At 60.4% G+C, this 13042-nt stretch carries 9 protein-coding genes; 2 read left to right on the plus strand and 7 right to left on the minus strand.

Annotated features, from left to right (window positions below; translation table 11 throughout):
• Positions 1 to 463 precede the first annotated feature (463 nt).
• Positions 464 to 1147, plus strand: a complete 684-nt coding sequence (locus D0550_RS21990; protein ID WP_116811341.1) for a hypothetical protein — start codon at positions 464 to 466, stop codon at positions 1145 to 1147.
• 156 nt (positions 1148 to 1303) lie between these two features.
• On the opposite strand, the gene D0550_RS21995 is transcribed toward D0550_RS21990, so the two are convergent.
• Together D0550_RS21995 and D0550_RS22005 are read right to left on the minus strand one after the other, a co-directional pair.
• Positions 1304 to 2875, minus strand: coding sequence for a hypothetical protein (locus D0550_RS21995; RefSeq protein WP_116811342.1), 1572 nt, complete (start codon positions 2873 to 2875; stop codon positions 1304 to 1306).
• A gap of 808 nt (positions 2876 to 3683) precedes the next feature.
• Complete coding sequence (locus D0550_RS22005) at positions 3684 to 4139, minus strand: DUF1877 family protein (protein WP_116811344.1); 456 nt, start codon at positions 4137 to 4139, stop codon at positions 3684 to 3686.
• A gap of 385 nt (positions 4140 to 4524) precedes the next feature.
• On the opposite strand from D0550_RS22005, the gene D0550_RS34645 reads away from it, so the two are divergent.
• The gene (locus tag D0550_RS34645) at positions 4525 to 5199 is read left to right on the plus strand and encodes a nucleotidyltransferase domain-containing protein (RefSeq protein WP_161965980.1); all 675 of its coding nucleotides are present in this window, start codon (positions 4525 to 4527) and stop codon (positions 5197 to 5199) included.
• 492 nt (positions 5200 to 5691) lie between these two features.
• Here D0550_RS34645 and gstA read toward each other — a convergent pair whose 3' ends face one another.
• The 5 genes from gstA to D0550_RS22035 form a co-directional block, all read right to left on the minus strand.
• Complete coding sequence (gene gstA, locus D0550_RS22015; RefSeq protein WP_116811346.1) at positions 5692 to 6300, minus strand: glutathione transferase GstA; 609 nt, start codon at positions 6298 to 6300, stop codon at positions 5692 to 5694.
• 174 nt (positions 6301 to 6474) lie between these two features.
• Positions 6475 to 7728, minus strand: coding sequence for a ComEC/Rec2 family competence protein (locus D0550_RS22020; protein WP_116811347.1), 1254 nt, complete (start codon positions 7726 to 7728; stop codon positions 6475 to 6477).
• A gap of 18 nt (positions 7729 to 7746) precedes the next feature.
• The gene (locus D0550_RS22025) at positions 7747 to 11172 is read right to left on the minus strand and encodes a TonB-dependent receptor domain-containing protein (protein ID WP_161965981.1); all 3426 of its coding nucleotides are present in this window, start codon (positions 11170 to 11172) and stop codon (positions 7747 to 7749) included.
• Between the two features lie 124 nt (positions 11173 to 11296).
• The gene (locus D0550_RS22030; protein ID WP_116811349.1) at positions 11297 to 12232 is read right to left on the minus strand and encodes a FecR family protein; all 936 of its coding nucleotides are present in this window, start codon (positions 12230 to 12232) and stop codon (positions 11297 to 11299) included.
• Entirely contained in the window at positions 12229 to 12747 is a 519-nt protein-coding gene (locus D0550_RS22035) for an RNA polymerase sigma factor (RefSeq protein ID WP_116811350.1), read from the minus strand. Before D0550_RS22035 ends, D0550_RS22030 begins: the two co-directional genes overlap by 4 nt.
• Positions 12748 to 13042: the final 295 nt, after the last annotated feature.

Below are 13042 nucleotides of genomic sequence, written 5' to 3' on the forward strand. Positions count from 1 at the left end.
AGTTCACTTGGACGCTTGATGCCCAGCCCCCTACCAACTCGCTAGAATTGCGACGCGCTGCTTCGAAAGGGCTTCACTATGGCGCACCTGGCAGCAAGGATTTTCGACCCAGGCGCACGCTCGTATCGGCGTATCGCTGGTTTCACGACGAGCAAGGGCGGGTCGCAGTCTGCACAATCGAGCACGTCAGCGACCGATGTATCCCAACGTACGCCTTCGTCCTTCGGAAAGAGCCGCAGGGATGGGTTCGTGAAGCGATACATGTAGTGGGTTGTGAACCGTTGATGCTGGAAGCACCTGAGCCGTTACCGCCGGTGGCCGTGCCAATCCGCGTCCACTAAGCGCGTAGGATCACACGTCACTCCTACCACGTGAACCCGAGCGATTAGCGACCTACTGGCAGTCGATAGAGCGAAACAGCTTCGAGTACGATATCGAGCAATGCTCGCCGCTGGGATTTTATGTGAAAGCCGAGGAACGATACCACGCTGCTCTGGCAGCTACCGCCGCCGGCCGCTACGAAGAGGCTCTCCGCGAGCACATATGGTTTCACGATCACGCACTGGAGGAGCAGCCATCGCTCTACGGCGTCCGCCTTTCGTATGCATTGAGTGACTGGGTCGAGCTCGCCAATCGGTATCCGCCTGCATTGGTGGCACTGAAGGCAATCCGCGACGCAAAGTCGGACCGGCTCGCGCGAGGCGATGGCGATCGGCGCTTATTTCACGACGTCAGGGCGATCAATGAGCAACTGGGCCAGCAAGAATTAACTCACGAACTGTTCGTCCGCCTACAAGAAACTTACCCGGCTCTCGCAGAAAAATGCGCTGACCTCGCGATGGCATCGATAGTCAGCGCCAAGGATTTTGACCTCGCCCGCAAACTCGTTCGGGACCCGGACGGCGCGATTCGCAGGTGGAGTCGAATATTGAACGAAGACATTGCAGATCTCGCCAACGAGCCTCCCAGCAACGCCCCACGATTTGACGCCTACGTCGATTACTACGTGACGCAGGTACGCCTACTCCTCGACGTATTCATCGGTGTTGGTGAAATGGAGATCGCTGAGTCACTTCGGGAGAGTGCACTAGCTGCGGTTGAGTCACCGCCCGCGCGTGATGCGGTCCGCGCCGCTCTCCATGCTTAAGCAATGATCTTTAGCAACAACGTCTACTGCCGAATCCAGTGCCAAATCGGGGGATCAAGGGGAATTGAGGCGGACGTCGGCTCGCCGACAGGGATCGTGGCAACCAAGCCTGAGCGATCCCCGGATCCAAACGAGCCCTTGCCCAGCGACCAGCGCTCACTCAGTCTTTGCCGCAGGACGCAACAACACCGACACTCCGATCAGCGCCGCAATCGCGCCCAGGAAAAACACCACGGCTTCACCTGAGGTCGCCAACGTATTCGATCCCAGCGCGGTCGCGATCCACGCATTGAAACCCACCGCCTGGCCGACGGTCATCAACAGAGCGGTCCCGATCCCGATCGCAAGCGCCTGCACCCATTTGCGTCGTCCGCGTCCTCGGAGGAACGCACCGAGCAGCCCGCCCAGAATCGCGGCGAGCAGAAAGTAATACGGCGCTCGAAATGTGATCACCACGTGCTCGGCGTCCCACAGCAAAGGATCCACCGCGATGCTCGCGTTGCCCGACACATCCGAGCGCAAGGTCGTCACCGCGTTGCCCGCGCTATCGAGTTGGATGGATGCCGGATCCAAAGAACCATTGTCCGTAGAGAGCTGCACCCAGGCACCGCCATTACCACGCGAGGCCACGTACAGTCGGGTCGTGCCCAAGCCCCAGCCAAGAATGCTGGTGCTCGCGGCGCGCAGCGCCGCCCGAGGCCGGCTAACGTCGAGCTCGAGGGAGTTACCGGGATCGTTCGGTCCGGCGCTCACCGAGACGCGATATTTCCTCGGCGGCGGATCCGCGACCCACACCTCTACGTCGCTCCACTCCGACAGGCGCGCCACTTTGACCGGGCTCGGGTTGAAGGCACTCGCGCCGGCGGCGATCACTGCGATCGTCACCGCATCATGAAGGACGCCGCGATCCAAGCTGTCATCGAGATTCTGAAGCGCGACGGCGAACGTGCCTTTGTAGCTGCTCTTGGCGGCATCGAAGGTCAGTCCAGTTCGGCCCACCACGAAGGCGGTGAGGCGCACCGGCGTGCGATCCGCTCTCATGCTCGTCCACGTCGAGCCCGAGCCGATCGCGGCTGCGCCCGGGATCGCGGCCGTGACGAGCGCGGCAGAGGGTTGGGCGATCGCGGTCGAAAAATAGCTCGTCTTGAACGTAGCACTCACTCCGCGCAACACCGGATCGCTGGTCGATTCGAAGGGCGATCGCAGCGCTTGCCAGAAGGCTTCGGAGTCCACGGTGCGCTGCTGAAGGTCGTTCGCCTCGAGCTGCTTTGCCAATGTTTCGAGCAGGTGCGTCGTTTGCTCGGCATCAAGGCCGTTCAATGACACCACCAAATGATTGCCCAGGTCCGAGACGAACGTATCGGGCTGCTCGGTGAGCGCGGCTCCGGGGTATCGTCCTGTCACGACCACGTAGGGCCCGTCGGCGAGCGGCAGATTCAGATTCTCACAAAAGCGCACACTGCGCGCCGTGTCGATGCGGGCAGGCGCCGAGCGTGAGGCCACCAACCAGACCGCAAGATGCGTGTCGCCGATCGCTTGGCCAAACTCGAGAAACTGACGATACAACTCGCGCAGCTTGGGAGCTTCCTGAGGTTTTGCCCATTGCGGATTGCACACCAGAAACAGCGACCAGCTCTTATAACCATTCAGCGGGATCGGCTGCCATGTGACGGCCACGGAGATTTCCTGCCCGAGCGCGGCACGCGGCACGAATGCCGATGAAACCATCGCGAGGAGGCACGCAAGAATCGCAAGGTGAGAGCGAGGCGGCATCATCGTACCTTCTTCTGGTTGCGAGAACGGGCGGGTACGGCTGGAATGCAAGCCTGGCCCGCGCTATCGCACGGCCAGGCTGAGCGATTGTCGAGCGTCCTTCGGCGTCGTCAAGATGTACATACGTCCAGCGTCTCCATCGAATCACGCTTATCGGAAACATCGACGATATATTCTAGCGATCGATTTCTCGACCGTTTATGGACGCATCCGACGACCCGCAGCGCACCAGACACTCGTTTGTTTGATCTCGAGCGGCGCTCAGCGGCTCCCGCCGCCTGCACTCTAGGTCTCCGCTAGACACCACCGCCGCAGTCCATCAATGATCATCGCAGACCGGGAACCCGAGGAGGGAACCAGCAGCGCACGAGTAGTCGAGTCAGCCCTACTATCAGCTCGATTGCTTCCTTCAGCGCTTGCTGCGGAGGACTCGAACAGCCCTCATGACGCAGTACGCAGCGAACGCGCCGAAGATCAACGCAACGGTATCGCTTCGAGATGCCCGTCCATGGTTGCTCCGACACCAATCGCCGCAAACAAGACGGCGAGGAACATACTGGCCCCCACTTTCTCACGACGACTGCTCAACGCCTCGTCGTCCCCATTTCGAGATGCTCCATTCTTCGGCCCCACAAGTTGGGGATCAGCTGCGATACCGCCCCTTGTTCGTTATGCTCACCTGAGAAGCCCGAACGCTCTGCCATCGCACGGAAGAACAGATGCTCGTTCTTGACCTTCCCGCCAGCCTCATTCGCTCCCTCAATCAGCATATGACGACTAGAACCGCGCGCTTCGCATCGGCTGCGGCAACAATAAATCTTCTGAAAGGCTCAATAAACTGCAAGACATACTCGCGGCCGGATTCATCCCACGGTTCCAGATAGACCTTCTCTTCATTCATTCGATCTGGATCGAAGCGACTCATTAACTGCTCGCTCGTTATAGAGGTCACTTGATTGGCAAAAGCGGCGACAGCGATGCAGGTGTGGATGGTTACTCCTTCCATGTCCTCGATGGTCATTCCGCTCAGAAGGAAATCCTTCGCCTCTGGATTACCAGGATTGACAGCACTGGAGCCCGAGATGAAGTAGTGAATTGCTCCCCAAGCCTTGTCGAGTTCGCAACTATCTAGTATTCGCGGCTGATGCTCGCGGTTACCTGCCAGCAGAAACGAGGCATCCTCTTCCGAGAGGGCATGGAGAGTGCATGTCAAACCCATCGCGATAGCCCGTCCTAGATTGCCGCCCAACGCCACGCGTCACGGCGCGAGGGTTTCCGAGCGGCGGCTGCACGCGTTTGTTATGTGCCATTGGCATTGACTTTGGCCAATGCCTCCAACGCGGGCTGCTTCAGATATAGCCATTCGTGTTGGCTGATTTCCATCAATTCTGCTTTGTGCCTTATTATCATCGAAGAGGGAAAGTCGGCAAATATATTGGCTGCGGCCCAAGGCGCATCCTCTCGCCCTCGCCTGCAATGCACGTAAGAGATCTTTCTCGCGCTCATGGCGGGCTCGACGTCCTTTATCGAGTGCCAAATCCAGTGCCAGATTGGGGGATTGACGGGAATTGAGGGGGACTTGGACTCGAATCAAATCAGTCCCTATGGCGTTTTCGAGCCCCTCCCTTTCCACCAATCCAATTCCGGTTTCTACCATGGCCGCAGTCGATCAATCAGAACTCGCAGAATGGCGGGCAGCATCTCCAGCGGACGGCGCCAGTTGGCTGGCCGGGGTTTCCGGCCCTTGGTGGATCGCTGGCGGGTGGGCGCTCGATCTATTCGGGGGTACGCAAAGCCGTCGCCACGGCGACCTCGATATCGGTGTACTCCGACGTGATGTGGCGCAAGTTCTTGGAACGCTGTCATCGTGGGAGTTCTTCGAGGCCCACAAGGGCCGACTCACTCGACTGCAGACCGGGACCCTACCAAAAGCTGAAGTGAATTCATTGTGGTGCCGACCGGCCGGCACGACGCTGTGGGCAATGGAGCTGATGCTCGATGCAGCCGACGATGACCGGTGGGTGTTCCGTCGGCAACCCGAGATCCAGCGACCTCTCGCCACGGTGATTCGGTGGAACCCAGAGGGCATTCCATATCTCTCGCCAGAGATTCAACTCCTATACAAGGCGCGATCTCGGCGCGCAAAGGACCAAGCGGATTTCGATCACATCGCACCTCGCATGGACTCCAACGCACGCGCATGGTTACGCCACACGCTGCTGCGAACCGATCCAGAGCATGAGTGGCTACCTTCTCTACGCGCGCAGACCGACGATTGACCGGTGGAGCAGCGCTATCCAGCAAGTAGCAAGCTTCACAGCTCGCCGAGACTATCAACACAGCGATCCGAAATGATTGCAGCGTTAAAGAGCCCGAGGAATGATGGCGGCCGCCGCCACCATCGCCCGACGGGCAGAAGACCGGATGAGCAAACAGTACTTACTGAGCGGGAGGCGGCGTTTCCGCGGGCGCCGAATCACTGTCTGATGACTGAGGCGCCGTAGGGCCACCGGGTGGGATGCCGGGCGGCGTCACCGTTGGGGGACCCTCACGCCCACCGATCCCATCGGCGTTGCCCGGACCATTGCCATCGGAGTTAGCCGGCTCTTTGGCACAGGCAGCGAATAGCAACGAAGCGATTACAAGAGCGGACAAGCGCACTATCATGATTTCCTCACAGGGCTCGGTGCAAACAATCAGCTCAGCACAGCTGTGTGAGCGGGTTCAATTGAAGCGCGCGTCGACTGCGGCGAGTTCCAGCGCGCTCTGCTTTAGCCGTCCAATCCTTCAGCTTTTCTCGCGGCCTGAACCGAAGGACGCGCACGAACGCGCTCATACAATGCGGTGACCTTGGGAAAACTGCTGAGATCGACACCGAGTTTCTGACGCCAGCTCAAGATGACATACAGGTAGGCGTCCGCGACCGAGAAGCTCTCCCCCATCAGAAACGGCTTATCGCCGAGCTCCGCCTCGATGAAAGCGGCACGTCGCACGATATTTTCCTTGGCAATCTGCTTCATCGCTTCAGGCGCCGACGGATTGAATAGCGTAGAGAAGTTCTTATGCAGTTCGCCATTCAAGTATCCCAGCCACTCCTGCAGACGAAAGCGCGCTCGTGTTCCCACAGGCGGAGCAAGGTTCGCGCCCGGATTCAGGTCGGCAATGTATGGAAGAATGGCAGTGTTCTCTGTGAGAATCTCTCCGTCATCCAGCTCCAACGCTGGAACGTATCCCTTGGGATTCACCTCGGCATAGTTCCGGCCGTCGGGCAGCTTTCTGCTCTTGCGGTCGACCGCCACAGGCTCGAACTTTGCTCCCACCTCAATCAAAGAAATGAGAGAAGCCAGCGAGCACGCACCTTGCAAGTAGAAAAGCTTCATATCTGAACCTCAGGACGCGCACCGATCGGCAGACGTCGGTTGGAAAGTACTCTGACACCTTCTGCAATTCTATTTGCCACAATGGGTAGCGTGAAGGGGTGTCGTGTGCTCCTCGTTCGAAATCGATACCTCTGCTGATTCTCCCTACAACTTCCGAGGTCCCATGTAGCAACTTCAGTTCGAGGCGTATGCCCCGAAGACTGCTTTCACGCGCATCTCCTCGTTGCTGTCGTCCAGCACGAACACGCGATAGCTCGCCCCGCCTTGTTCCACGCGGATCACGACGTGACCCTGCGTACTCTTGGCGATCTTTTCGATGTCGTAGCTGGTCGCGGCGGTGGCCGGTGAAACATTGGTGGCGAAGATGTCGCGCGGCCCCGACCACACTCTTTGCGAGGTCATACGCTTCCAAGTGTTGATCGCAGGATGTCCGTCGGCGCGGGTCCCCACCACGATCACACGCGGCCGCAGCGCGGCCAGGAACGCAATGCTGTTCGCATCCCAGCTGCCATGATGATTGGCCTTCATCGCTTCGACTGGGCCACACACCCGGGCCACCGCAGTCTCGATGTCCTTCCAGGGTGCCGGGGCGAACGCGGTCTCCTCGTCGCTCGAGGAAAGGTCGCCGCCGGTGAAATAGTCGAAGCTGCCGTAGGACACCCGGAACGCGATGCTCAGCTTGTTCTCGATCGGGTAGTCGTCCTTTGCCAAGCGCTCGATGGGCGGAAAAATGCTGCGCGTGACGGTGCCGACGCCCGTCCACACATTGCCGTTCGCGGCAAGGTTGCGGATCTCGAACGACGGATGATCCTTCGGGTCACGCAGCAGCACGAGTTGGTCGTTGCGGCCGGGCTGAAACTGCTCGACCGCAAGGCCACGGTTCGCGGACTGCCAGTCGAGGAACTTACGATAGTTGTCGACGGTCGGGTTGCTCAGCGTCGTGGGGTAGTCGTAGTTGGGCCAGCCGCGGTCGATCACTTTGCCGATAGACAAGTGTTCGGCGATCTCGGTAATGCCGCTCAGTCGATAGGCTCCGTTCGAGGCGCGCGGCGACTCCGGGACGATTGCGCCCATGTGGTCGCCATGGAAGTGCGTCAGCAAGACATAGTCGATCCTGTTCGCGGGCTTCGGCAAGACGCGCTGGACGTAGCGAGCCACCCACTCGCCCGGCGCACGCGAGGCATCTGGCCGGGTGGGCAGAGAAAACGGCGGCTTCTCTTCAGTCTTGCCACTGGTATCCACCAGCAGGCTGGTGCCGTCCGGCAGGATCAGCAGTTGGGCTTCGCCGCGACCGGTGTTGATGTGATGGATATCGAGCTCACCCCTCTTCCATGCGGGAAGCGGTCCGCCGACTCCAACATCCGAAGCCTGTGCGTCGGCATCGAACACCATGACCAACAGCGCGAATGCAAACAAGCTCGCTTTCATACTCAACCCTTGTAAAGCTCAGAAGCGGGCACGCATGCCGAGCGTCGCCTTCTGACCGCTGTAGATATCGATCTGGCTGTGGTGACCGCTGCCCGCCAGTCCGGCCTCGGAGTTGCGATACCACGTACCCCGATGATTGCCGAAGAGGTTGTTGGCACTGAAATAGATTTCCAGGCCCTTGAGGAAGCTGTTGTTGCCACGCTGAACCAGCGTGTAGCTGCCCGACATGTTAACTTCCAGATAGGGCTTGAAGGGCTGCCACTGATTGATGTTGACGGTGCCATCGCCATCGGGATTGGGGATGGCGATGTTTCCGGTCAGGCCGCGGGATTTCTCGTTGGCCCAGACGGCGTTGAGCTTCAGGCTCACAGCGTTGTAATTCCAGCCGAGGCCGAACTGCGCGACCTTCGTAGCAACGCGGTTGGCGGTGATCCGGTACGCACGATCCGTGTCGACGTACAGGTAGGAACCCCGCACGGTCGTGCCCCTCAACGCGCCAGGCAGGTAGTCCATAGCGTGGTTGAATTCGAACTCGTAACCCTGGATGTCGATCGTCTCGTCGGAACGATTGACCGAAGTGACAAAGGTCGCATCGGCGTATTCAGTGCCGGTGTAACCGAATTCGTCCGCGCTGAGGTTCTCGGTGACGATGCCGTTCTTGATCCGGTTGCGATAGTAGTTCACGGCGACCAGGCCGACCGGCTCGAAGTACTGCACGGCACGGAGGGAGAAGTTGTCCGAGAACTCCGGCTCCAGATTCGGATTCGGCGCTGTCACGATGGTTTCCTCCGCGCCGATCGAGGCCGACCAGACCCCCGCCAGCACGCTGACTTCCGGACGCTGGATGGTGCGGCTGTAACCGGCGATGAGGTCGAAGCTATCGGTAAAGCTGTACTTGACCGATGCGCTAGGAAACAAATTGCTGTAGTCGCTCTTGCGCTTGATCCTGCCGTTGGTGAGGTACTGATACTGCAGCCCCTCGATCGTAGTGGCGCGGCCCGTGGCGGCGCTCACCTCATAACCTGCCGCAGCGACCTCAGCCGCGCCGAGCGGATTGAAGTCGTGGCTCGCACTCCTGGTCTGCTCCCAACGCAGGCCAGCCTGTACTTTCAGCTGGGCGGTGAAGTCGAACGTGCCCATGCCGTACAGCGAATGAATGTCTTCATCGTATTCGCGAACATTGGCGACATTGGCGCTGTACCAGTTGGCCGCACTCATGGTGTGAGTCCATTCGTCCGGATTGGCCCGCATCATGTCGAAGATCTTGGCCAGGCTGTAATCGTAGAGGCCGCCACCGCTCAGAGTGGTGACCCGCATGCCGCTATGGGCGAAGGAGTTCTCGTTGGCGCTGCGGACCGCCTCGAGGAACTGCGCATTGGTCAGCGGACCGTTGTAAGTCCACATGAGCGCGTCGCTGTTGTTGCCGAATTCGTAGCCGGTTTGCGCGACCTTGAAGCCCGTCTTCCACGTCACCGGCAGGCTGCCGATGGCGCGGTCGAACGAGAAGTTCAGACCGCCGCCGCGAAACTCCGATTCCGCCGTGGAGCCGGTGGTTGTGCGGATAACCGGCCGCGCCGTGGCCGCGCTCTGGCCGGTCGCGCTGTAGGCTCCCAACGTGAAGCTCGCCGGGTCGGACCAGTCCGGGCCGCTGATCTGCTGGATCTGCCAGTCCTGCTCGCGCAGGCCACTGCGCCTGGCGCTGAAGTTACCGCGTGAGGTCACCGGATTGAGGAGCGCGGAAACCTGCCCCTTGTCCGCCGAATCGTAGCGGCTGTCCGAAGTGGACCAGAACAGATTGCCATCCAGCTTGAAGCGCCCCGAGTTCCACTCGAAGCTCGGCACCGCGCTCTTGGTGTTACCGACCTTGTAGGTATAGGTGTGGGCCAGACCCAGCGTATTCTGCGTCTCGGTCGAATTAGTGGTGAAGTCGAGCGCGGGATCGCCGCCACCCACCACGCCGCGCGAACGGGCATTCGTGGTGAATGTGGGCGTGACAGTGCTCGGCTCGATGTCGCCGCGGTTGGCCGAGGCGACCAGCGAAAATATCAAATCGTCCGTGGCCTTGAAGTCGACGCCGAGCGAGGCCGACTGGCGGTTGTACTCGCGGTCGTAGAAGGCTGCGGCGATCTCGGTCACTGCATACGGGTCGGGGCTGGCCGCCGTCGGTACGTAGTTGCGGCCAGCAGTGGTCTGTATGTGTTCGATCAGACTGGTCGAATCGTTGAGGCCGGCGGTCACGCCCAAGCGGCCGTCGAGGAACACGTCTGAGTAGGTGATCTTGCCCGAAGGCAGAAACTTCTTGCCGCCGTACCCGCCTTCCATCGGGCCCGTCTCGTAGTTGTCCCACAGGCCGGTATGGGTGGAGCCGCCGAACTGCACGATGATCTCGCGGCCCTTGCGGTCGAATGCTTTCCTGGTACGAATGTCGATGGTGCCTGCGGGAGCATTGGCATCCATGTCGGCACTGGTGGTCTTGCTGACGCTGATGGAGTCGATACCCGTCAGGGACAATTGCTCGAAGCTGAACGAACGCGAAGTCGTGGCGTTGGCATCCACGCCGCCGCCGAGGGAGATGCCGTTGATGGTCACGCCGGTGTAGTTGGCCGGCAGGCCACGCAGCGAGATGGTGCGCGGAACGTCGTCGGCCACGACGTCGAAGTCCACGCCCGGCATGTACTTGAGGAACTCGGCTGGATTACCGTCGCCGATTTCACCGAAGCTGTCGGCCGACAGCGTGTTGGTGATGTTCATAGCGGCGCGCTGTTCCATGATCGCGCGCGCGTCGCCTTCGCGAACACCCACGACCTGCACCGTCTCCACAGAGGCTGCGCCGCCCAGCGAGCTGCGCAGTTCGATGTCCTGCTGCACAACCTTGCCCGCGGTGACGCTAAATTCCACCGTCTCGGCGGTGTAGCCAGTGAACTCCACGCTCAGCTGTACGGGGCCCGCGGGCACATCGTCGATGCGGAATTCCCCGCGGTCGCCCGAGGTCGTCACCTGACGGCCGTTGAGTTTGATGATGGCATTGCGCAGGTACTGGCCTGTGGCCGGCTCGAACACTCGACCGGCAATCACGCCTTCCCCATGAGCCGCGGAGATCGCGGTTTCCTTCTCATCGGTGACGACGAACGCACTCCCCGTGCGCCGTATGTACAGTCCCGAACCCGCCAGCAACGCCTGCAGCGCTTCGTGGGGTGTGTAGCTGCCGTAGATTGCCGGCGCCAATCTGTCGCTGGTGAGACGGCTGGGCGCCGTCACCACGATATTGCTCTGGCGCGACAACTCGTTGAGCGCCGAGGCCAGAGACTGTGCCGGGATATTGAAATCGCGCTTGTCCTCGAACTCACTCTGAGTTTCCGTCTGCGCATGAACCGGCAAACCCGCGACTGTCAGCGCCAGCGCTGCAAATCCGGTGCACGCAATCCGAACGATACTTCCGCCCAATTCGATATCTCCCCGAGGCCGCATTTCCGATGTGAACGTCCGCGAAGGCGGACCAATTGCTGGAAAGGACGAGGGGGAACGGAAATTTGGACAGGGATTTTTATGAAGTTTGTGTTGCAGCGGTTCAGCGAGGCGAGCCGTTCTTCCGCGCCAGTTCAACCGTGCCGTCAGCGCGTCGCTCCACGGTGATGGACAGCGTGCCTGAAAGAGTATCGAGCATCTCGTCGATCTGAGATGCGCCGAAAGACGTCGTCAGGCGCTCAGCGCCCAGGGCGGACGTGGCGATAACGATCCGTCCGTGGTAGTAACGGTTCGCGTCCGCAACGATATCCGCCAGCGCCGCATCCTGATAATCCAGCCGCCCCTCGCACCAGGAACAGATTTGAGTTCCCGGCAACGTCTCGGGAGCGCCAGGCGGCGCACTGTCCTCGGCCTCAATCCGTTGATTGGCCAACAGCCGCACCGGCGTTGAGATCTCGCCGCCGTGAAACAACCGCGCGATCTTGCCGCCTTCGGTCGTGACCTGCACCTCGCCTTTCACCACGGTGACCCTGGCCCGGCGACCATCGTAGGCGACGTTGAACTGAGTGCCGATCACCCGGATTCGCGTGTCCCCCGCCATCACGACAAAAGGCCGTGCGGCGTTGTGGGCCACAGAAAAGAACGCTTCGCCCCGATCCAGACGCACGGTTCGTTCCGTATCCGTAAGCCGGACGTCGAGTTCCGATTTCGCTCCGAGCGTGAGGACGCTGCCATCACTCAGCGGCAACTCGCGGATCTCCGCAACTCGCGTGGAGTAATCGGAGCGGTCGAAGATCGCCACGCAGACCGCCACCAGCACAACGGCCGCCAGCGTCGAGCCAAGCGCCCAACGCGCCGGTAGATTGCCCGTCAAATCGCGCCCAAAGGCGACGATGCGCTCGCGGACGGTCGGTGAGCCCAGCAGCTCGGAATATTCTGGGTATTGCTTGAGGCGGGCCGCATCGGACCAGACACGTGCGATCTGTGCAGGTGTAATTTCACCCACCGCTCCGTGCGCTCCTTTCTTTCCGTCGCTCACTTGGTCTTTTCCGCCGCCGCAAATGCGCAGACGCAGTCCTGCAGCGCGCGCTGGATGTGCTTGTAGACTGCCGCTTCCGTCAGGCCGAACTGTTGAGCAACGTCCCTGGGCGACTGCTCCTCAACACGCACCAGAAGGAATATTCGTCGTCGAAGCTTTGGCATGGCGCGGAGCGCCGCGCCGAAAACCGCCATTCGTTCCTCGTCCTGCAGAACGCGCTCGGGCGACAGTTCCGACACATCATCGGCATCCAGCGCCGACAGCTCGCGCTGAACCGCGTTTCGGTAACCCCTGCGCCGCTGATCGTCAATCGCGATATTGCAGGCAATCGTCCACAAATAGCTTCGCGGATCGTTGAGGGCAGCGACATTGCTCGACTCCGCCAGCTTGGCGAAGGCAGCCTGCGCGACGTCTTCCGGCTCTACCGAGCCTGGTCCGAAGCGTCTTGCAATATAGCGATTCAGCTCGCGCCAGTACTTGAGATAGAGCTGCTCCATCAAGTGAGTAGCCCGCATCGAACGAGACTTCCAAAATTGCGCTTCGCATTCACGGCAAAAGATGATCCGATCCCGCGTGATCGCACTGGGCGCTTGGGAACGTCGACCGATAACCGTCAGTATAGGAAGCTTTGACTACAGTTTTGTTGCCGAGCGGCGCCGATCAACCTGGCGAATTTCACCGGGTCGCCCGCCACCGGTTTGGATATCTTGGTTTCGACGAAGATGTGTCGCGACGACCTGTTCCTATCTGTAGCACGGCATCGGGAGAACTCTCGACGTACAGCGGACAACTCGGCGAATCGTGAACTGC

The organism is Steroidobacter cummioxidans (genome assembly GCF_003104955.1).